Origin of the sequence: Paenibacillus taichungensis (assembly GCF_003287275.1) — a bacterium.
In the GTDB taxonomy this organism is placed as follows: domain Bacteria; phylum Bacillota; class Bacilli; order Paenibacillales; family Paenibacillaceae; genus Paenibacillus; species Paenibacillus taichungensis_A.
Window position 1 is genome coordinate 222,657 of the sequence record NZ_QEVW01000008.1, and the last position, 20,945, is coordinate 243,601.

General features: G+C 46.2%; 19 protein-coding genes and 1 riboswitch. Of the genes, 13 read left to right on the plus strand and 6 right to left on the minus strand.

The genetic code is table 11. The annotated features are described in order from the left end of the window. Window positions 1–183: 183 nt before the first annotated feature. Together DC345_RS13615 and DC345_RS13620 are read right to left on the minus strand one after the other, a co-directional pair. Entirely contained in the window at window positions 184–813 is a 630-nt protein-coding gene (locus tag DC345_RS13615) for a TetR/AcrR family transcriptional regulator (protein ID WP_113053555.1), read from the minus strand. A 176-nt stretch (window positions 814–989) separates the two neighbouring features. Then, complete coding sequence (locus tag DC345_RS13620; protein WP_113053556.1) at window positions 990–2,315, minus strand: APC family permease; 1,326 nt, start codon at window positions 2,313–2,315, stop codon at window positions 990–992. A 238-nt stretch (window positions 2,316–2,553) separates the two neighbouring features. Then, a riboswitch (guanidine-I (ykkC/yxkD leader) is annotated at window positions 2,554–2,674 on the plus strand. Window positions 2,675–2,746: 72 nt separating this feature from the next. Here DC345_RS13620 and DC345_RS13625 point away from each other — a divergent pair. From DC345_RS13625 to DC345_RS13645, 5 genes are all read left to right on the plus strand, one after another. Beyond that, entirely contained in the window at window positions 2,747–3,460 is a 714-nt protein-coding gene (locus DC345_RS13625) for an urea amidolyase associated protein UAAP1 (RefSeq protein ID WP_113053557.1), read from the plus strand. A 1-nt stretch (window position 3,461) separates the two neighbouring features. After that, window positions 3,462–4,136: an urea amidolyase associated protein UAAP2 gene (locus DC345_RS13630; protein WP_113053558.1), complete on the plus strand. Its 675-nt coding sequence runs from the start codon at window positions 3,462–3,464 to the stop codon at window positions 4,134–4,136. Further along, the gene (gene uca, locus DC345_RS13635; protein WP_113053559.1) at window positions 4,129–7,854 is read left to right on the plus strand and encodes an urea carboxylase; all 3,726 of its coding nucleotides are present in this window, start codon (window positions 4,129–4,131) and stop codon (window positions 7,852–7,854) included. The genes DC345_RS13630 and uca overlap by 8 nt, the downstream gene beginning before the upstream one ends. Next, complete coding sequence (gene atzF, locus DC345_RS13640; RefSeq protein ID WP_113053560.1) at window positions 7,851–9,593, plus strand: allophanate hydrolase; 1,743 nt, start codon at window positions 7,851–7,853, stop codon at window positions 9,591–9,593. Before uca ends, atzF begins: the two co-directional genes overlap by 4 nt. A gap of 237 nt (window positions 9,594–9,830) precedes the next feature. After that, entirely contained in the window at window positions 9,831–10,169 is a 339-nt protein-coding gene (locus DC345_RS13645; RefSeq protein WP_113053561.1) for a type II toxin-antitoxin system HicB family antitoxin, read from the plus strand. On the opposite strand, the gene DC345_RS13650 is transcribed toward DC345_RS13645, so the two are convergent. The 3 genes from DC345_RS13650 to DC345_RS13660 form a co-directional block, all read right to left on the minus strand. After that, complete coding sequence (locus tag DC345_RS13650) at window positions 10,158–11,480, minus strand: amidohydrolase family protein (protein ID WP_113053562.1); 1,323 nt, start codon at window positions 11,478–11,480, stop codon at window positions 10,158–10,160. The two genes, DC345_RS13645 and DC345_RS13650, sit on opposite strands and share 12 nt — an antisense overlap. A 196-nt stretch (window positions 11,481–11,676) precedes the next feature. Continuing rightward, window positions 11,677–12,288, minus strand: coding sequence for a TetR/AcrR family transcriptional regulator (locus tag DC345_RS13655; protein WP_090809647.1), 612 nt, complete (start codon window positions 12,286–12,288; stop codon window positions 11,677–11,679). Between the two features lie 194 nt (window positions 12,289–12,482). Further along, window positions 12,483–12,821: a hypothetical protein gene (locus DC345_RS13660; RefSeq protein WP_146752134.1), complete on the minus strand. Its 339-nt coding sequence runs from the start codon at window positions 12,819–12,821 to the stop codon at window positions 12,483–12,485. 124 nt (window positions 12,822–12,945) lie between these two features. Here DC345_RS13660 and DC345_RS13665 point away from each other — a divergent pair, with 124 nt between their 5' ends. The 3 genes from DC345_RS13665 (at window position 12,946) to DC345_RS13675 (ending at window position 15,959) form a co-directional block, all read left to right on the plus strand. Beyond that, window positions 12,946–13,215: a hypothetical protein gene (locus DC345_RS13665; protein WP_113053564.1), complete on the plus strand. Its 270-nt coding sequence runs from the start codon at window positions 12,946–12,948 to the stop codon at window positions 13,213–13,215. Window positions 13,216–13,413: 198 nt separating this feature from the next. Then, window positions 13,414–14,451 carry an ROK family protein gene (locus DC345_RS13670; protein WP_113053565.1) on the plus strand — a complete coding sequence of 346 codons (1,038 nt, stop codon included), beginning with the start codon at window positions 13,414–13,416 and terminating at the stop codon, window positions 14,449–14,451. 308 nt (window positions 14,452–14,759) lie between these two features. Further along, window positions 14,760–15,959 (plus strand): MFS transporter, encoded by a 1,200-nt coding sequence (locus DC345_RS13675; protein ID WP_113053748.1) that lies wholly within the window; start codon window positions 14,760–14,762, stop codon window positions 15,957–15,959. A gap of 210 nt (window positions 15,960–16,169) precedes the next feature. On the opposite strand, the gene DC345_RS13680 is transcribed toward DC345_RS13675, so the two are convergent. Beyond that, complete coding sequence (locus tag DC345_RS13680) at window positions 16,170–17,930, minus strand: methyl-accepting chemotaxis protein (RefSeq protein ID WP_113053566.1); 1,761 nt, start codon at window positions 17,928–17,930, stop codon at window positions 16,170–16,172. A gap of 264 nt (window positions 17,931–18,194) precedes the next feature. On the opposite strand from DC345_RS13680, the gene DC345_RS13685 reads away from it, so the two are divergent. The 5 genes from DC345_RS13685 (at window position 18,195) to DC345_RS13705 (ending at window position 20,704) form a co-directional block, all read left to right on the plus strand. Further along, window positions 18,195–18,428, plus strand: coding sequence for an XRE family transcriptional regulator (locus DC345_RS13685; protein WP_113053567.1), 234 nt, complete (start codon window positions 18,195–18,197; stop codon window positions 18,426–18,428). 64 nt (window positions 18,429–18,492) lie between these two features. Further along, the gene (locus DC345_RS13690) at window positions 18,493–19,053 is read left to right on the plus strand and encodes a DUF4367 domain-containing protein (RefSeq protein ID WP_181586590.1); all 561 of its coding nucleotides are present in this window, start codon (window positions 18,493–18,495) and stop codon (window positions 19,051–19,053) included. Window positions 19,054–19,222: 169 nt separating this feature from the next. Continuing rightward, window positions 19,223–19,657, plus strand: a complete 435-nt coding sequence (locus tag DC345_RS13695; protein WP_113053569.1) for a hypothetical protein — start codon at window positions 19,223–19,225, stop codon at window positions 19,655–19,657. A gap of 44 nt (window positions 19,658–19,701) precedes the next feature. Further along, on the plus strand, window positions 19,702–20,019 hold the full coding sequence (locus DC345_RS13700) for a hypothetical protein (protein WP_258530651.1): 318 nt from the start codon (window positions 19,702–19,704) through the stop codon (window positions 20,017–20,019). A gap of 172 nt (window positions 20,020–20,191) precedes the next feature. Next, window positions 20,192–20,704 carry a pilus assembly protein gene (locus tag DC345_RS13705; RefSeq protein ID WP_113053570.1) on the plus strand — a complete coding sequence of 171 codons (513 nt, stop codon included), beginning with the start codon at window positions 20,192–20,194 and terminating at the stop codon, window positions 20,702–20,704. The last annotated feature ends 241 nt before the right edge of the window (window positions 20,705–20,945 follow it).

The window sequence follows — 20,945 nt, forward strand, 5'->3', positions numbered from 1 at the left end:
AATTCGTTAGAATGAAGCGAATTCCAGAACAAAGCGATAGAGAAAAGGCATCGAGCAAAGCCATCGAGCAAAGCCACAAAGCAAACCCCAAAAGGGCATTCCCTGTCTTCCGTATGACGTATGACAGGGAATGCCTTTTTTCTTATGATTTTTAGCTAGAGTTCTTCTATGTTGAGCTACTGATTATACTGAAGCACTAACCAGAGGCCATGTTCTCTGCAATCTGACGTAGGCACGCTCCGCACCGCTGCGTAGCAACTCAACCCACAACCCTTGCAGATGCACCATGAAAAAGGCGAAGGAGCTTTCCGCAGCTGGATAAGGTTTCGTTCTTTGCAAGGGAACAGCAACCTGATATTGTCCAGAGTTAGCAAGGGATATGTAGAATTCCTGATCCGCCGGCTCCTTACTGAACACAGTGAACAAAATCTGCTCCAATTCATCGATATAATGATTACGCAAGTCCTGAATTGGAGCTTGCAGGTGCTGCGGAGGATAAAGGAATGTTTTGAGCATATAAGAAACACTCGGTTCGCTCTCGTAACGATCAATGAAGCTGGACAAGAATTGAAAGAGCACTTCTTTGAAAGCTACGTCAGAACGAATTTTCGTTAACTGACGGGCGAAGTCCAACTCCTGTGTAAGTGAATCATGCAGTAATTCGAGATACAACGCATCTTTACTTGTGAAATACGTGTAAATAGAAGGCTTCTGTATACCGACTTGTTGTGCAATGGTTTGCATCGAAGTGCCGTCAAAGCCGTGGATGGAAAATAACATCAGGGAAGCTTGTTTGATTCGTTCCAACGTCACAGCAATCCCTCCCGTTACGCGCTATTCTATTACTCTATCTGTTGGCTCTACATGCTGTGTTCTAACAATCCGTCAGTGGGTTAAGCACTACCGCCAAATCTCGTGTGCCCTCACTAACTAACATGTCAAACGAACAACTGAACAATCAAAGTACCATTGAACAAAATCACCTTTGTTTACAAGGCTTCATCCACTTTGGATATGCTTATGGTTGCGGGCTTCAAACGTTTAACAAGGTAGTATATGAGTCCAGCTACGAGCCATCCGGAGCCAAGCATCAACGAGGAAACATCGAGTAGCGTGATAAGATAAAATACAAATCCGGCACCGAGTAGCGGACATAGGAAACGTACGAACATATCACGGGGAGAACGCTGTTTTTCACGAATAATATAGTGGAATATAACGGATAGATTGACGAACAGAAATGCGGTTAATGCACCAAAACTAACAAACATGATCGCTGTCTCCAGGCTGATAAACATAGCCGATAACGAGATGACACTCATGAGAACAATGTTGAACACTGGAGTTCGAAGTGTAGGATGGAGTGATGCGAATGCTCGTGGCAACAAGGACGTTTTTCCCATCACGAACATAAGACGTGTTACGGTCGTCATGGAGGACATACCCTGAGATAGTACAGAGAATATAATGACAAAGGTGAAGATCGAGGCAAGTAAGGGACCACCGATCGATTGCATGAGTTCAAAACCTGCGGAATCGACATGATTAAACGTGAATGAAGGGTACATCTGCTGAATCAGGAAAGCTGTGACGAAATACATTAGTCCTGCCAATAAAACGATGATTATGATGGCCCGAGGGATGGTTTTCCTTGGGTTCTTCGTTTCTTCGGTCATGGTCGTAATGGAATCAAAACCAAGGAACGAGAAGCATACTAGCGAAGCTCCGGCAAGAATCGTGGAAATGGGGACACCATCTTGAGTATTAAGCGGATTCCAGCCTGCGGTGATCCCGCTCTGAAATGCTCTGTATACAAGTAAGGAGCAAAAACCTGCAATGAACAGGATCTGCATGATTACGAAGATTTTGCTGACATTGGCTGATGTTTTGATCCCGATAATATTAATGATCATGACCACAAGGGTACATAACAGAATCCAGACAAAGGAAGGTATCGAGGTGAATTGTGCGTGAAGATTAATACCGAACATGAGCACGGCGATAATACAGGAGAAGAGATAATCTAACAGGATGGCCCACCCGACAAGGAAGCCGATAAATGGGTTCATGGATTTGGTTACATAGGTATACGCTGATCCCGACACGGGGAACGCCTTGGCCATCTGACCATAACTGAGCGCGGTGAACAAGATGGCTATAAATGCAAGCAAGTAAGCTGCGAGAAGCATGCCTCTGGAACCTTCATGCAACACACCGAAACTGGTGAAAAAGATCATGGGTGACATCCAGGACAGACCCATGGTCACGACGTGAGACAACGATAAGTCTCTTTTCAAAGTTAGTTTATCTGACATAGAATCTCCCCCCGATTTCGGAATGTATCGATTTTTTGCATTGGTGTTTGTCATGACACCTCACATTTAACCAAGTTTTTTTGGAAATCACAAGCTTTTTTTTCGTAAATGAGGTGGGAATGCCTCTAAATATAACATGAATCCGATCGCTATATTGAAGAAAATAATTAAAATAAAATTATTGTTGTCACTGTTTTTGTTATGTGTTAGGATTGTTAACATGAAAAGCAACCGAATACAAAATGTTTTCTAGGGTTCCGAACGGTGGCTCACATTGTTGCCTGGTCCGAGAGAAAACGCATGGAAGTAGCCGATCTGGCTCACATCCATGTACACGGCGGGAAAAAAGCCCGGGAGAATGTACCAAATTCATTTTTGGTATTTCTCCCGGGCTTTTTTATATTTTTTTCTACTACACAGGAGGTACTGATATGACTTCAATTCGCATCCAAGCAGGTGGCAAGTGGTCAGGTTACATTAGCCGGGGCAAGAACATTCGAATGACAGCAGCGGGGGATCGCGCTAACCTGACAACACTTCTGTTTCAGGCTTCCGATCCTTCCGAACGTTACAACATGCCGGATTCACTCAAAGCGCAACACACCGCATACCTGACATCCGGTCATGTGTTGATGAGTGATCAGGGCCGTGTCCTTGCATCCATTATCGATGACACGACGGGTTGGCATGATACGTTGTCGGGATACACAACACGTCGAAGTACGGATCACAAATATGGAGTCACGACCTATCAGCAGGAGCGAAATGACTGGTACCGTAGCGGATATGAGAATCTGGTGGTAGAGATGTATCGACATCGGCTGACGCCTCGTGATCTCTGTACGCCGGTTAACTTTTTTTCCAAAGTGGTCTGTGAGCTGGATGGCACGATGCGATACGAATCGCAACCGACTGCAGGTACTTCGATAACGCTTCGCACGGAAATGGAACTTCTTCTCGTCGTATCCAATACACCGAATCCGCTGGACCCGGAAGGGCGTTATCCAGATTCAGTTATTGAGCTGACGTTCAGTGATGCCGAACCTGTGAAGGAAGATGATCGCTGCCTTGTTCATTGTGAGGAGAGTCGGAGAGCATTTGAAAATACCTGGCAAGCACAATCGTTACTGAAAGGGGCCTATTAATATGAGCACATCAACATTTGTAGCGACCACGAGCACACGGGAACCCGCCACAGCGATCTACGACCACATCATCCCGGCAGGGGATGGGTGGATTCATGATCTGGCCGCAGGCCAGGTACTCCGCATTGTCGATCTGGAAGGGAATCAGGCGGTGGATACACTCTTTTATGCTACGGAAGATCCTGGGGATCACTATAGTGCTATTCAAACGATTACTGGACAGCAGAACCTGTATCTGACGACCGGATCAGTGCTGGTTGCGGAGTCGGGTCGGGAACTGCTTAAGATTACCGCGGATACCTGTGGCAGACACGATACGATTGGTGGAGCTTGCTCGGCACAGAGCAATACCGTTCGGTACTCCCATGATGCGCTGCCGATGCATAACTGCCGGGATACGTTCATGCTGATGCTGTCCAGTCGCCCGGAGTTCTCCAAACGGGATCTGGCTCCCAACGTCAATTTCTTCATGAATGTGCCGGTTACACCCGAAGGCAAGCTCACATTTGCAGATGGCGTATCGGGACCAGGGCGGTATGTAGAACTGGTGGCTCTAGCTCCTGTCACGGTGTTGATCAGCAACTGTCCACAGCTTAACAATCCATGCAATGCATACAATCCGACACCTGCTCAGGTGCTGATCTGGGAAGCAGAAGGGAGCGATTCTCATGTTTAAAAAAGTGCTCATAGCCAATCGCGGAGCGATTGCCGTCAGAATCATTCGTACGTTGCATCAGATGGGCATTGCTTCTGTGGCCGTCTACACCCAAGCAGATCGCGATAGTCTGCATGTTGAACTGGCAGATGAATCCATCCTGATCGGTGATGGCCCGGCGAAGGAGAGTTATGTGAATGCCGAACTTATCCTGAACATGGCCTTGGTGGCTGGTGCTGATGCAATTCATCCGGGGTACGGATTTCTAAGTGAGAATGCGACTTTTGCGAGAGCGTGCGGAGAGCAGGGAATTACGTTTATTGGACCAACTGCGGAGCATATTGAACTGTTTGGCCTGAAACATACGGCGCGTTCCATTGCGGAACAGGCGTCTGTGCCGTTACTTCCGGGTACGGGGCTGGTGCCATCGCTGGAGGTGGCGATGGAACAGGCTGCTGCGATTGGTTATCCCGTTATGCTCAAGAGCACCGCCGGTGGCGGCGGGATCGGGATGCGTATCTGCACGGATGAACAAGCGTTGCAAGAGGCATACGATTCGGTAACCCGACTGGCCGTTGCGAATTTTAACGATGGCGGCGTGTTTCTGGAAAAGTATATCGCAAGAGCAAGACATGTCGAGGTGCAAGTCTTCGGTAATTCTTTTGGAGAAGCGGTGGCACTGGGTGAACGGGATTGTTCCGTACAACGTCGGAATCAGAAGATTATTGAAGAGACCCCGGCACCGAACCTGCCGGAAGCAACGCGAAGCGCCATGCATGAAAGTGCCAGAAGGCTTGCTGCGACAGCAGGATATCGCAGTGCGGGTACGGTCGAATTCCTGTATGACCCGGAGACAACACAGTTTTATTTCCTGGAGGTAAACACCCGGCTACAGGTTGAGCATGGGGTAACGGAAGAGGTGCTGGGCATTGATCTGGTTGAATGGATGGTTCGGGAAGCAGCCGGAGAGATGGAAAATCTGGCGGCTCTGGTTCATCAGCCGCAAGGCCACAGTTTGCAGGTGCGACTGTATGCGGAGGATTGTTTGCATGATTTTCGCCCGAGTGATGGCCGGATCGATGCTGTCGTGTGGCCCGAACATGTTCGGGTGGAAACGTGGATTCGCAGTGGTGTACAAGTGACAACCCTGTATGATCCAATGCTGGCCAAGGTAATCGTGCATGCCGAATCCAGACAGGCCGCCATTGAGAGCATGATTGAAGCACTCGCTGCATTGCGAGTATATGGCATAACCACCAACCAGACTTACATTCAGGCGTTTCTGGATACGGAGCCTTTTCGGGAAGGGTTGGTATATACGAACATGCTCGCTGGATTCAGTCCGGCAGAGCATGCCATTGAAGTGCTGGACGGCGGGATTCAGACTACGGTGCAGGATTATCCGGGCCGTAAAGGATATTGGGATATCGGCGTACCGCCTTCGGGTCCGATGGATTCGCTTGCGTTTCGAATCGGCAATCGTCTGCTAGGTAATGATGAAGGTGCGGCGGGGCTGGAAATGACTTTGCGCGGAGGCTCGTACCGCTTCCGTGATGAAATGACATTCTGCCTGACAGGTGCGGATATGTCTGCAACGCTGGATGGAACACCGATTCCGCTCTACACACCCACACTTGCGGCTCAGGGTTCTACTTTAGTTCTGGGTGAAGCTGTGGTCGGCATGCGGGGTTACCTGCTTGTCTCTGGGGGACTGGATATGCCGCTGACGCTGGGCAGTGCGTCAACCTTTACTCTGGGGGAGTTCGGCGGGCATACGGGCAGTGCACTGCGAACGGGAGCGGTATTGCGAGTTCATCCAGAGCGGCAGCAGGAGCAACAGCAAAGTCAGCAGCGGAATCAGGAGCAAGAGCAAGTGCTGCAGTCTAAGCCAGAGGGAATGCAGCAACAAGTGCAGCAAGGCCAGCAACAGAAAACTGTTTTGCAGCCGCTCTCTCTTCATCAACAACCGGAATTAACCCATAACTGGATGATTGGTGTTATTCCGGGGCCTCACTGCACGCAGGAATATCTTTTACAGGAATATTTGGAGCAGTTGACGGAGACGGAGTGGGAAGTTCATTTTAACAGCTCACGTACAGGCGTGCGTTTGATTGGCCCTAAGCCGCTGTGGGCAAGAGAAGATGGCGGAGACGCCGGGCTTCATCCATCCAACATTCATGATAATGCCTATGCGGTTGGGGCACTTGATCTGACCGGAGATATGCCAATTCTTTTGGGGCCGGATGGACCGAGTCTGGGAGGATTCGTATGTCCGGTGACAACGGCGTCGGCGGAATTCTGGAAAGTCGGACAGCTGTCTCCGGGCGACAAAATAAAGTTTAGGCTGATCACAGTGGAGGAAGCCGAGCAGCTCCGGGATGCACAGCATACCTATCTCGATGCATTGATCGAGGGGGGCGAACGTCTTTCTTTGCCGAAACTGTTGGATATTTCTTCTGACGCCTATATGCCAATTCTCGCTTATGAGGAGCAGGGACGTCGGTTCAAGATCGGTATTCGTTGCTCTGGTGACGAGAATATTCTGATTGAATATGGAGATCGGGAACTGGATCTTCTGTATCGCTTCCAGGTCTATGTGTTAATGCAAACGGTGCGTGACAGTGGACGGATACCGTTCATCGAGATGACACCGGGCATTCGCTCCTTGCAGATTCATCTGGACAGCACCCGAATGACGGTGAAGGAAGCCGCGGCAATCATTATGGAACTGGATCTGCAATTGCCGTCGCTGGATTCAATTGAAGTGCCATCCCGGATTGTGAAGCTGCCGCTGTCCTGGGATGATCCGGCCACCCAACTGGCGATTGAACGTTACCAGCAAAATGTACGCCCGGATGCGCCTTGGTGCCCCAGTAATCTGGAATTCATTCGTCGCATGAACGGACTCGGCTCGCTGGAAGAAGTCGCTGAAGTGGTATTTAACGCATCCTATCTGGTGATGGGACTGGGTGACGTATATCTCGGAGCGCCAGTAGCTGTACCGCTTGATCCGCGTCATCGTCTGGTGACGACCAAATATAATCCTGCACGCACATGGACACCGGAGAATGCGGTTGGCATTGGCGGCGCGTACCTGTGCATTTATGGCATGGAGGGGCCGGGTGGATATCAATTTGTCGGTCGTACGATCCAGATGTGGAACAAATTCAGGGAGACAGCCAACTTCCAGGAGGGCAAACCGTGGTTGCTGCGTTTCTTCGATCAGATTCAGTTCTATCCGGTATCCCAGGAGGAATTGTTGCAGATGAGAGAGGATTTCCCGCGTGGGCAGATGGTGGTTGACGTGGAAGAGACAACGTTCAATCTGGGTGAATATCTCAGCTGGCTGGAAGAGATTCAGGAGCCTTCCGCACGTTTCCGGGATTCACAGCAGGCTGCATTCCAGCAGGAGCGGGAGTACTGGAAGGAGCTTGGCATCGCAGAACATGTGTCCGAACCGGAAGGTGCGAGTGCGGCGGAGCAAGAGGCTTTGCCCGAAGGAAGTCTGGAAGTGAACAGTTCGATGTCCGGCAGTGTATGGAAGGTGCTTGTGGAAGTGGGTCAGAAGGTACTCCAAGGCGAAGACATTATAATAGAAGAAAGTATGAAAATGGAGTTCCCGCAAAAGGCACCTTATGACGGAATTGTCGCTTCCATCTATGTCTCATCAGGGGACCAGGTTCGTGCCGGGGACTGCATTGCAGCTATATATCCTGTAGAAGAGGTGAATGCGTCATGAACCAATCATCTGTACCAGGGCAATTCACCGTACCTAACTTGCAAAAAGCTTATCGCCATCGCCACTTCACCCCACAGGATGTGATCGAGGCTATTATCCAGCGGGCAGAGCATGCCCGGGATCGTAACATCTGGATTCTGCCGCCGACCCTTGAACGGATTCAGCCGTTCCTGGATCGACTTGCGCTGATGAAACCGGAGGATTGCCCGCTTTGGGGCATTCCGTTTGCCATCAAAGACAATATTGAGGTAGCCGCTTGGACGGTTACGGCGGCTTGTCCTGACTACGCTTATGTCCCGGATCGCCATGCGACCGTGGTAGAAAGACTTATTGCTGCAGGTGCCATTCCGGTGGGGAAATGCAATCTGGATCAGTTCGCCACCGGACTTGTAGGCACACGAAGTCCGTATGGCGATACACATAATGCGCTTCGTCCCGAGCTGATCAGCGGAGGCTCCAGTTCGGGATCGGCCATAGCGGTAGCGTCTGGTCAGGCGGCGTTTGCTCTCGGAACGGATACCGCCGGATCAGGACGTGTGCCAGCAGCGCTGAATAATCTTGTTGGATATAAGCCGGCGGTGGGTGCATGGCCTTCGGCTGGAGTTATTCCCGCTTGTCGCAGCATCGATTGCGTCACCGTATTCGCTCATGAACTGGCCGATACACAGCGCGTGGACGAGGTGGTGCGGGGTGTGGATGTGCAAGATCCGTATTCTGTGCATCGCCCGTTGAGTCGAGGGGAGATGCCGCGTACCTTTTTGCTGCCGTCCAATGCACTCGAATTCTATGGCCCTTATGCTATAGCGTATGAAGAGGCATGGTACCGGAAGAAGGAAGCCATTCTAGCATCCGGCGTAGCTGTGAAAGAGATCGATATTGCCATGCTACAAGAAGCGGCGGCACTTCTGTACGAAGGTCCTTTGGTTGCGGAGCGCTGGTCTGATCTGGATGAATATGTAGAGGCACATGGGGAAGCGGTCTTTCCGGTTACGAAGACGGTACTGGAGTCTGGGAAAAAAGAAGCCTTTACCGCTTCGGCCTTGTTCAAGGCTCAGCATCTCTTGGCAGAGATTCGGCGGCACACGGCGACTTTGCTGGAGGATGCCGTGCTGATTCTGCCGACATGCGGGGGAACCTGGACCCGCGAGCAGGTGATTGCGAATCCGATCGAAACGAACAGCAAGATGGGACTGTACACCAACCATTGCAATCTGCTTGATCTGAGTGCCGTGGCGATTCCCGCAGGCTGGGCAGAGGAAGGGCTTCCTTTTGGTATAACGCTGTTTGCCCGGCCGGAAGAAGAAGCGAATATCATCGTGGCATCTGAACTTCTGCTTCAGCAGGAAGATGTCATTACGGTTGCCGTGTGCGGACTTCACCTGCGCGGAATGCCACTGGAACCCCAGATGACTGGACTCGGTGCCGTATTCCGGGAAGAGTCGCTGACGGCGCCTGTGTATGAGATGTATGCACTGCCCACCACGCCAGCCAAGCCTGGTCTTGTGCGCACAGTAACAGGCGGCACATCTATTGAAGTCGAGCTGTGGGATATGCCGCGCGCTTCGTTTGGAGCCTTCACCGCGTCGATCCCCGCCCCGCTTGGCATCGGTCAAGTCGAGATGATCGATGGCAGAAGTGTGAGCGGATTTGTCTGTGAGGCCTACGCTGCGGAAGGTGCCGAGAAGATCAGTGACTCGGGCGGATGGAGAGAGTGGATTGAGACAAGGGTTATATCTTGAGTGGGATTAGCGAATAAATAAATAAGGTGTCAAAAACAAGTCTTTCGGATATGATCTGAAAGACTTTTTGCTGTATGTTTAGATGGGGGAACCAAGCGGTAACTGATAGAAAAAGCGGTGCTTTACCTGAACTTGTACGTTATGATAATAATCCAGTGATGAAAGGAACGTCTGCACGTATACGGATGGGGTTCAAGTGCGCAGGTCCCACAAACAAAATAAAGGAGATGTCCTCATATGATTCGAACCTACCAATACTATGCGATTTTTAATTTTGCTGACGACGGAATTAATGTTTCGTTCCCCGATCTGCCGGGTTGCCTTACCTGGGGGGATTCCATAGAAGAGGCATTGATGATGGCCAAAGAAGCACTTGCTTTATTTATAGATGAAGTACCCGTGGAAAAACTTCCGCCTCCTCAGACAATGCCTCAGGTAGTTGAATCAAATGACAAAGCTTATTTAATTGAAGTGAGTATCCATTTGGAGATGGCCCCAAGGGTACTCCCGCATATAATGGAAAAGCAATTGACCAATATACCAAGCGTGATTTCACTCCTGAATTCACCAAACTGAGTTTAGAACATCGTCGACTTCTTTGATTTTGGTGACAGATGGTGTTTGAATTAGATTTCCTTTGACCATGACCATAGAGATATCCGACAAGGCATCAATATGTTCCAGCGGATTTTGCTCCATGATAATCAGATCAGCATGTTTCCCGATATCCACCGTCCCTGTAACATCGTCAACACCGAGGATCTTCGCATTAGTTCGAGTCACCATGTCAATGACCTGCTTGTTGTTCAGGTTGGCCTGTCTCATGTAGTGGTCCATCTCTCTCCACATATCATAGTGAGTCACGTAAGGCATGGCGGCGTCGGTGCCGATCCCGATGGTGATGTCGTTTTCGATTGCTTGCTTGACGCCCTTGAGCATGGAATCATAGACCAGTCTGGAATTCTCTTTTACCGTTGCACTTACCTTCGTTACGCTGGTATCCAGTGAAGCGGATGGATAGGCGGCTTGCAGGGTGGGGATGAGTGCGGTGTAGCCATTCAGGGCATTGGGATTATTTTTGTATAAACGAATGATTTCGTCATCCATCTCCGAACCGTGCTCAATCGTATCGACGCCACCTTGTAACGCAACTCTTACGCCTTCCGTGCTTTCCACATGCGCTGCCACCCGCAGGCCAATCTTATGCGCTTCATCGCAGATCGCCGCAACTTCCTCCACCGTCATCTGTAAACGTCCAGCTTCGCCAACCATTTTCGCATCCGTCACGCCACCCGTCACACAGATTTTGATCAGATCCACGCCGTGTTTCACATTCAGTCGTACATTTTTCCGTGCTTCCCACGGGGAATCGCCTACCAGAGCGAGGAATGGGGCACCATGTCCGCCCGTGACACTTAGGAAGAACCCGGAGACAAGCAGATTAGGGCCGACAACTTCACCGTTGTTAATCTCATCCCGCAGCTGGACGTCCGTGTAAAAGAATTCTCCCACACTGCGCATCGTTGTTACACCCGCATGGAGTGCGGTCAGCGCGTTGCGTTTCATGCGTTTTTTCAAAACGTTTCTACCAAATTTGGTGTTCAATATCCGATCATAGGCAAACTGCAACAAACCTTCACTGACCGAAAGACTGAATGGTTTACCATCTGCAAAGAGGTGCACGTGGGCGTTGATCAGTCCTGGCATTACGTATTTTCCTGAGAGGTCGATTGTTGTGTAGTGACTTGGGATATTGAGTTCATGATCTCGGCCGATGTCCTGAATAAGACCTTGTTCATTGACGAGAATCGTCATGTTTTTTTGCAGATTGCGGCTTGAGTCGCCGTGGATCAGATTGACGTTTTTCAATGCGTAAGCGGTGTTCATATGGTGGTTCCTCCTTAGAATGTGGGTGAGGTGAGTGGTTAGGGTAACGATGATCCTTTTTCAAAAATGAATAATTAATTCATTTTTAGGTCAAAAAAATAGGCTGATCTATGATTAAGTTTTTTCGCGTGCAAACCAATTGGAGTTGATATGATCTGCACGCTTTGGCTACCTAGATAAGTGATGAGATGGAGCGTTATTCGTTGAGGCTCTTCATACCGTACAGTCTGTATACATACAACGCTTCAAATATTTGCTTCCGGCTGTCCTCACTCATATCTCGCTTTAATAGATCCAGGTTCATGTCGATCACATTATGCGCGAGAATGTTCAGCAAGATCAAGTTCTCCTCGGTGCCAATCTCATACCGTTTATATTGATTCTTCAAATAGGCCTTCTTGGTTTCGATCATCAGCTCAACAAGTTCATTCTTCGCGTTGGTGTAGATCGTACCTTTATTCTTTTCAAAGATGATGACAATCTGGTTCCGGTATTTACGTAGGACATCCACCTGTTCCTGCAACAGTGCCGACTTTCGCTCGCTATCCGTTTCCTCGAACAAGGTCTGGTTATCAAAGTGAATCGTCTCCACCAGCACATTTTTCAGATAATCCACCAGATCCGGCGGCACGACGGCGTAGAATAGTTCCTTCTTGTTCTTAAAATAAGTATAGATATTGCCCACGGAAATATTGATTTCATCCGCGATATCGCTCATCTTGGCATCCACATAGCCTTTTTCAAAAAAGACCTTGAGCGCCGCATATTCAATCTCTTTCCTGACTTCGTCTTTCTTGGCTTGCACCATCGGGAACGACTCCTTAATAGTGAATGATTGGTTCGTTATTAGGGTAGACTTGTTTTGGGAAATTGTCAATGAGAAGGAGTGCGAAGGGAGGAAAGCCTGCAAAAATAAAGAGCACCGTTCTGGTGTTCTTTGTCTTTTGACCTTAACCATGTTTATTAATGAGAGGGAAGTATGAGTTTGATTGCTTGGGTAGATTACATGCGCCAAGGAACCTGTGGCGTTTTATAGCGAAAAAAAGTGTTCGAATCTTTTTTTACATAAATCCATGGTGGGTTTGGCGTTGTACCTTTGGCCTTGTAAAGTGCTTCGCCTTTATCACTTGATGCATATTCGTCAAGATCGGAAGGACTAGAAAAAATTGTTCCTTGATAAGATAGTCTTTTCCCCTGTACTTCAATATTAGGTGCACCAGAGATAATTCTGTTCGCTGTATTGAATAACCCAACTCTTCCCGAAGACCAAAGGAATAATTCACTGAGTAGTAATAAGCCAACCAGCGTATAAATGCCTATTAATATTCGTTTTTTTCTCATCATTTTTGATCTCCTTTTGAATTATCGACTATGATGTTACAACCAAGTAACAACGTGTTACGTTTTTACGTACCACATTATCCCTAATTTAATGTTACTCTCTTTTTAACAAAGGAGTGATGACATGACAAGTACCAACAGCGAAGAATTAACTTTGCAGTACGCACAACTCGTAATACAGGAAGACGATTACGTTGATCAACTCATCACATGCAACAAACTAATCTTGGACGCCATGGACATCATTGCGAAGCAGGCAGGTGTGCTAGAGATGGATACCGTGAAACAAGCAGCATATCACCTTCATTCCATGGAACAGGATTTGAACCGAAAGCTATTTAAAGTCCGACTGGAGAAGAGCATCTTAGCGAATCGGATGAGCCAGTCTACATAAAAACACCTTAACCAAAGGCAGCGCAGGATCATATAAGATGATCTTGAACTGTCTTTTTGCCTTTCCATCCAAACGATTATTGCTCCCAATTAAGCATTGACTTTCCTCCCAAATCCCCCTACACTTCAATTATTAAAACACTTTTAAAAACATTCATTGAATGGTTCGAAATGAACGAAAGGAGGCATACAACTAACCATGTTACCCACATCACACAACACCCAACAGGTGAAACGCATTAACGTTGAACTGGTGAAGAATACGCTCCGATCCATGGGCGTAGGCACAAAAGCTTCCATTGCGAACCTGACCAAACTCAGCGTGGCGACATGCGGCACGATCCTGAACGAATTGCTCCAAACTGGTGAGATTATCGATCTGGGTCCAGACGAATCGAGTGGGGGGAGACCTGCGAGTCGGTATCAGTTTAATGCGGACTACGCGAGTGTGCTCTGTCTGATTATTCGAACAGAGGGCGGCATTCACTCGATCACACATACATATGCCAATCTGAACGGAGAGATGGCGGACGAACAGACTCTCATTTTGGATGAGATTAATGTAACCGTGGTAGAAGATCTGATTGCGAGCCTGATCGAAACGCACCACAATGTGCAGGCCATTGGCATTGGTATACCAGGGGTGGCACACAACGGTGTGATTGGCATTTGCGATGTGTCGGAGCTGGCGGGTCAACCTCTGGGGCCAAGGCTCAAGGAGCAGTACGATGATGTTGAAGTAGTCATTGGCAACGACATGAACCTGACGGTCTACGGACTGTACAACCAGCAGCAATTTGAGGAAGAGAAGAACTTTGCGGTGGTGACTTTTCCGGAGAATCATTTTCCGGGTGCAGGCTTTATCATTGATGGTCGTCCGCTCACAGGGAACACGCAATTTGGGGGAGAGGTATCTTTTCTGCCATTTGGCGTGTCACGGGAAGAACAACTGCGAATGTTGAAAACGACGGAAGGGTTGCAGGAACTGGTGGTACAGACGCTGGTATCCATTATCGCAATCATCAACCCGGCCGCGATTGTCGTTACGGGCGATACAATGGACCCATCCATGCGGGATGGCCTGACGAAAGGTTGTCTGGATCACCTGATCCCACAGGAGCATATGCCTGAGTTGATCATCCAGAGAGACACTCGGCGAGAATATGTGACGGGGCTAGTCGCTGTTACGTTGGAGAGCCTGACCTACCGCATTCAGGTGATTGAGAAGCAGTGGTAAAGGACAAAGGAACTTTTACAAGTATTCTATTTTTAGGAATAATGCTTAACCATGTTTCCTATTTCAAATGTACAAATCATTGACACGATAAAGGAGAGGGCAGAACCAGTCTGAAGAACGCCTTTATCACTGTATTTTCACCGTTAGAAAGAAATTCAAAAAAATACAGGGATAACAGCGGGCGGAAGATGGTACTGCAATCGTAGTTATGAAGTGTAACCATTTTTCTGAACATAATGGAGGAACTTATTTTGAATCAGCAAGCAGGTACAGAAGGAACCAAGAAAAAGTTCAACAAACTATACGCCATGCAACTGGCCACGATCTTTCTGGGATTTATCGTATTCGGTATATCGGAAAATATTAAGGGACCAGCCATCCCGCGTATTCAATTCGACTTCAATCTGGATGAGAAACAGCTCGGGACGCTGTTGTCCCTGAATGCGCTGGGTTACTTGATCGCCTGCTCATTCACCGCCATCCTGGTACGCAAATGGGGCATTAAGGCGGTTAGCATCATTTCATTTGCATCGATGATTCTCTCGGGTGTGTTCATTTACGTATCTCATACATATCCACTTTTTGCTTCATCATACTTCTTCATGTATATCGGAAACGGCATGCTGGAGATTGCCTTGGCAATTCTGGGAGCGCGGATCTTTGTGAAAAACACAGGTACGATGATGAACCTGTCCCATTTCTTCTATGGGCTGAGTTCAACGGTGGCGCCTTTATTGGCGACAGGGGTGATGTCGTTAAGCGTGTTCGGACACGTACTGGACTGGCGCGGCATGTATCTCGTGATGCTGTCACTCTGTTTGCTGCCGATCATTGCGGCACTGCGCAGCAAATTTCCGGGGGATGATCTTCCTCATGAAGATCGGACCTCGCTCAAGACGTTAACACGTGATCCAGCCATCTGGCTGATGGTGCTCATTCTTTCTTTTGGCGTGGTATCGGAGCTGGCGGTTGGGGGTTGGCTCGTTAACTTCCTGGAGAAAGCCTATACGTGGGACACGGTCAAAGCATCTGGGCTGCTCTCTGCGTTCTTCCTTGCTTTCTCGTTAGGTCGTCTGCTGCTGGGTCCACTAACGGACCGAATCGGATTTGTGTTGTCGCTCATTCTGTTCTCGGCTTTCTCGGCGGTGTGTACGTTTGTGGCGCTTACAGGAGGAGAGAGTCTTGCATTCTTCTTTGCGGTATCCGGTGCGGGTATTGCGATGATCTATCCAACGGTGATGGCATTTATCGCACGCAGGTATCCGAACGGCAGTGACACCGCGATTACGTTCACGGTCACCCTCATGGGGGTCGGAAGTGTCATTGGTAACTATGTGATTGGCTGGGTCATTGAAGGTGTGAAGAATATGTACGGTCCAACGACTCAGTTGGGGTTACTACGCGGACTTCAAGCAGGGTACGGATTCATCGGCCTATGCGCTGTGATCTGTGCGGCATCTGGAATAGTGTTGTACGGGTATTTGAAGCGGAAGCAGGAACTGATTTAGATTATGTAGATATCATTTTATAGTATCAGAACAGAAATCGATGTTTGATGTAGAGAGGAAATAAAGTGTGGATTAACGATGCTTCTTTAAACTAACGTGATACGATAACTCAATAAAAACAAGGAGGCAGCCGACAACGTGATCGGCTGCCTTTGTTCAATTAACTTAGGTTAGTCTATAACTGCAAGTGCAGTCGCAAATTTTTAGTGATTAATACTTAAATTGGATTGTCAAACGCTCTAACTGCTGTGACATATCCGACAAGGTTGTGGCTAGGCTCGTAATTTGCTCCATTGAAGCCAGTTGTTCTTCTGAAGATGCAGCTATATTTTGTGAATGGTCTGCAGCTTGAAGCGCAAGATTGGAGACTTGCTCTTGACCCGCTGTTATTTCCTGGACACTTGCAGTTATCTGCTGTGTAACACTGGCGAGTTCTTCCGTTTGTTGCGCAATAAAGTTTGTGGACCCCACAATTTTGTTGAACTGTTGTTCTGTCTCACTAGCAATCTGTATACCGGAGTCGACGTCCTGTTTAACTCGTTCCAACGTTTTGAGAGATTGCTCTATATCTGTACGCATATCATGAATCAACGTGGAAATCTGCCCGGATGACTGATTCGATTGTTCAGCAAGTTTTCTTACTTCAGCAGCAACTACGGAGAAACCGCGGCCTTCTTCTCCTGCACGGGCAGCCTCAATCGAAGCATTTAAAGCCAGAAGGTTAGTCTGGTTTGCGATATCCGTAATGGCATGTAGCATCGTACCGATCTGCTGGCTGCGTTCATCAAGCATCCTCATTACTACATCGGTTTCATTAACGGAATGGTTAATCAGGTTCATTTGCTTCGTCGTGTGCTCTATGGCAGTACTACCTATATTCGCCAATTCCATCGCATCAACAGAAGAATCAGCAATAGTTGATGAACTTTCCGCTATTCGCTGGATACCAATTGATATTTCCTCGAGTGAGTTGGTTGTTCTTTGAAGCATCATTTGTTGCTCTTGTGCGCCGACTGCGGATTCTTGGATCGAAATGGTGATATTCTCAGTTGCTTGACTGGTGTGCTCTGCTCCAAGGTTCAATTCTTTGGAGGATGAAGCTACCTGCTTTGTGGAAAGATCGACTTGTCTAATAAGATATCTCATGTTTTTAATCATTTCATTAAAGTCTTTAGACAGCTCACCTATTTCATCTTTGGACTTAATTTTGACTTCTTCAACGGTCAGATCACCGTCCGCAACTGACTTCAGTCGCTTTGCGATCTTAAGGATAGGCTTCGTTAGACGCCCTGAGACAATGCTGACGATAACTGATCCGAGAACTACTGCAACTGCCGTAACCATTATTACAAGATAAAGTACTTGGGTTGCACCGCTGTTGAACTCACTTAAATATGCACCAGAACCGACGATCCAGCCCCAATGTGGATCCATTTCAACATATGAAACTTTGGTTTCTATTTCACCAGTATCGGGTAGAGCCCACTTGTAGGTGACAAATCCCCCTCCGGCTGACCCAACCTTAACAAGCTCTTTTCCCAAATACACGCCATCTTCCGTCACGACATCTGTCAAATCCTGACCTTCATTTGAAGGATTCATCACGGAATGAGCAACCTTATCAACTGCCCATGGATATCCTGTTTTCCCTACAGTATATTCACTTTTTACAGGCCGCTTATTATCTGCATTTTTTTCACCGAGCAGTTCGGCGCGGAGTTTTTCCTGTGCTTGTTCCAATGTTAAATCTCCGCTCTCTACTTGCTCATTGAGGAGGCTAATCATGCCAATAACCATATTCACACTATTTTCAAGTGCTGCCTTGCCTGATTCATTCATTTCATTTTTCGAAACCGTATACGAAGTGAACCCTATCACGATCGTGGGCACAATTAGTATAGCCAAGCATAGAGTGACTAACTTTGTTCTCAAAGATCTCATTTTTAGTATGGATACAATCTTTGTCTTCACTACATTTCCCCCTCAACACATCAATTTACAGCTCCCATAACTTCAATAGTTAAAATTTAAAATAAAAGTCTGTACATAATATATCGAAAAAATATACTGTAAAATGAAGTCCTTGATCTATACCTTTCCTCTTATCTAAATCCACTTGACCTACTAAAAAAATTACGACTGGGAGTTTGTGTTAGTTTTTGGTTTTGTATAGAAATGCTGTTAATGGACTACGCTTAAGGTTAAATGTGATCTTATGAAGGAGGTCATCGTTTCTTGAAATTCGAACTAGGACGTTGCTTACTGAATGAACGATTGATGGAAACCGGAAAGTCAGCGGAATGGCTGGCAAAAGAATTGCTTTTTAAACCGGAACGAGTTTATGACTTTATTGAAAACAAAAGAGTGATGCCACTCAAAATTGCCATATCGATCGCCGATACCGTCGGTTGTGATGTTCGTGCCTTGTATGAATTAATTCCGAATGATTATGAAGTAATGGGAGACTAATGAAATAAGTGGTAGGTTATGTTAAAGATAAATACGTGATTCATAAAATATGGAGGGAATGCCCTTGCTTAAACGGATTGTTTCATTGCTTTTTGTTTTTACGCTATCGGTTGGAATCAACAATGACCTACCTGTCGCATCAGCTAAACCTACGCAAGCTTTTTCAAATGTTGATTTGGACAAGCTGAAAACTGCTGCGGATTTCAAACTCTATACGCCGTCTTGCTTGGTTGAAAACTATAAATTAGAAATTAAGGAGCCATACCCGTTTGTTAGTAGTCCATCCGTTTCAAAAGTTAGACTTCATTTTTTTGATGAATCAGGACAGACATATTTGTTTGGAATTGTAGAACATAAGGCGATTGGATATAAAGTAAACCGAGTTGTCACTAACGTCGATGTCCGTAACCGATCAAGTACAACACGAACTATAATCGAGGATTTTAAATTTAATGAACATGGAGAGAAAATGAACATAAATGGAATAGAGGGGCGATTTGAACCATGGGCTAACCATATACCAGGCGGATACCTACGATGGGTACAAAATGATACTTTCATTGAAATGGACAGCGGAGAATTAACTAAAGAGGAAATGATCGCGTTAGCAAAATCAATGAGATGATTCAGTAATTCAAACTAACGGAAAAGGAAAGTAATTAAGGCTGCCAGCATACATGGGAGCCTATTTTATTTGACTTTAAGTAGACTACGAAAGCGGAATGACTTGTATTCTTGAAATTAAGCAACAAATTCTATATAAATCCGTTGTAGTATGAGAGAGGTGATATGATGTGACAAAAAAGAGTAGTTGGATCTTAATGTTGGTATTAGTGGTACCGATGATATTTGCTGGGTGTTCATTAACAGAAAAAAATGAAGAAATTGTGACTCAAAGTGTAGTAGCATCTGATTTTGTTCTCGAAGTAACAACCCCAACTAATATAGTTACTGGTGAAGCAATAAAAGTAAAAGGGACTCTTAAATATACGGGTATTCAACCCGTTGAAGTTTTCCATGGAAAACCAATCATTCGTTTTTACTTTTCGGGTAGTAACGAGGAGCGTAATTATAAGGATATGGCATATTTAACTGAGTTTAAGTCAGGTCAACTCGTTGAGGTTGAAGATGAATTTATAGTAACAAAAAAAGGGGAACAAAATCTTCTTGTAAATATTGATGGTGATATCTCATTAACAATGAATCCAATTGAAATTCTTGTTAAATAATCTTAGTTGAATTCTTACGTCGAATAAGAGTGGGGGCTATTAATATGAATGTTCAAGAAATAAAAGATTTTGTTGAAGAGTATAATTTAGAAGATCGGAGTTACTCAGGATTTTGGAACTACTTTAATAATTATAAGAAAGAATGTAATGATGATTTTAAAAAAGAATTCCCCGAATATGATCCAAATAAAATAGAGTTGTTCGTGGATAGTGTATCACTTCGTATTACTAATTGGCCAGATGATGGCTATAATCATGTAGTAATTACACTTAGAGTACACTATAAAGAAGTATATGCTGCAATGTATCAAATGATATTTAACTTATCTGGAGAAGTAGAGGATGATCATTTATCCTTATGAAGTGAAAGATTCAGCAAAATCTAAACTGAACAATAAAATATACTAACAGGTTAACTCAGTGCCATTTTGTGAATTACAGATGTAACTCTCATTGATTTGATAGCGTTATTAATAACGAGGAACGTCTTATAGGTTCTAGAATAACTAATAAAAGAATACGAGGGATAAAGTTGTGAAAAAAAAGGGGCTTTTTTTTGCTGTTTTATTATTATCTTTAACAACAGCGACCTTAACTGCCTGTGATTCAACAAGTTCAACTCAAGAGAATACCTCTACTCCAAAGTCTGGTGTATTATCAAGCAAGTCAACAAGTACAACCCTTACTAATTCTTTAAGTGAAGAAGAGGATAAACCCTCGCACTATATTGCTTCTGGGGGCGCAACGGTACAGCAACTCTTTTCAATAAATCCGGAATTTGTACATATAAAACTTCTAATGAAGAACAATAGTAGACACGAAGTCAATGTTAGTTTAACACATTTAGAAACTAGTAAAGTGTATTTCGCTATAACGATTGCTGCCGGGGAATCTTCGGATTGGATGAATATTAATCAAGGTTTCTCACAAGGCATGCGTACTGGAGGCTACTTGCTTCAATGGAGTGGTGGCGGTTATAACGTTGATGGGGAAGTATGGGGAGCAGCTGGTTTAGACCCGGACGATACTGCTCCTCTATCTTATTGAACTAACGGGCAGGTTAGTTTTAATTTGAGGTATCGCTGCACGAAATCAATAGAACGAGCTGTGTGTTGAAATATAGGAGTGTTATTCAAAAAGTGAGGAGGCAACAAATACATAATGGTCAATGATCTATACCGAAAAATTGGTCCCTTGTTTATAAAGAAAAATCTAGTTCAGTTAGCATTTCAGTTTTTTATTTCAGCGTTAATCGGAGTTATATATACATTTATGATCATTGATGAAA

What these genes read in the sequence shown, in the direction of transcription:
- DC345_RS13620 (WP_113053556.1), bottom strand. Translation starts at nt 2,315, where the DNA reads ATGTCAGATAAACTAACTTTGAAAAGAGACTTATCGTTGTCTCACGTC.
- DC345_RS13625 (WP_113053557.1), top strand. Translation starts at nt 2,747, where the DNA reads ATGACTTCAATTCGCATCCAAGCAGGTGGCAAGTGGTCAGGTTACATT.
- DC345_RS13630 (WP_113053558.1), top strand. Translation starts at nt 3,462, where the DNA reads ATGAGCACATCAACATTTGTAGCGACCACGAGCACACGGGAACCCGCC.
- uca (WP_113053559.1), top strand. Translation starts at nt 4,129, where the DNA reads ATGTTTAAAAAAGTGCTCATAGCCAATCGCGGAGCGATTGCCGTCAGA.
- atzF (WP_113053560.1), top strand. Translation starts at nt 7,851, where the DNA reads ATGAACCAATCATCTGTACCAGGGCAATTCACCGTACCTAACTTGCAA.
- DC345_RS13645 (WP_113053561.1), top strand. Translation starts at nt 9,831, where the DNA reads ATGATTCGAACCTACCAATACTATGCGATTTTTAATTTTGCTGACGAC.
- DC345_RS13650 (WP_113053562.1), bottom strand. Translation starts at nt 11,480, where the DNA reads ATGAACACCGCTTACGCATTGAAAAACGTCAATCTGATCCACGGCGAC.
- DC345_RS13655 (WP_090809647.1), bottom strand. Translation starts at nt 12,288, where the DNA reads ATGGTGCAAGCCAAGAAAGACGAAGTCAGGAAAGAGATTGAATATGCG.
- DC345_RS13660 (WP_146752134.1), bottom strand. Translation starts at nt 12,821, where the DNA reads ATGAGAAAAAAACGAATATTAATAGGCATTTATACGCTGGTTGGCTTA.
- DC345_RS13665 (WP_113053564.1), top strand. Translation starts at nt 12,946, where the DNA reads ATGACAAGTACCAACAGCGAAGAATTAACTTTGCAGTACGCACAACTC.
- DC345_RS13670 (WP_113053565.1), top strand. Translation starts at nt 13,414, where the DNA reads ATGTTACCCACATCACACAACACCCAACAGGTGAAACGCATTAACGTT.
- DC345_RS13675 (WP_113053748.1), top strand. Translation starts at nt 14,760, where the DNA reads ATGCAACTGGCCACGATCTTTCTGGGATTTATCGTATTCGGTATATCG.
- DC345_RS13700 (WP_258530651.1), top strand. Translation starts at nt 19,702, where the DNA reads ATGAATGTTCAAGAAATAAAAGATTTTGTTGAAGAGTATAATTTAGAA.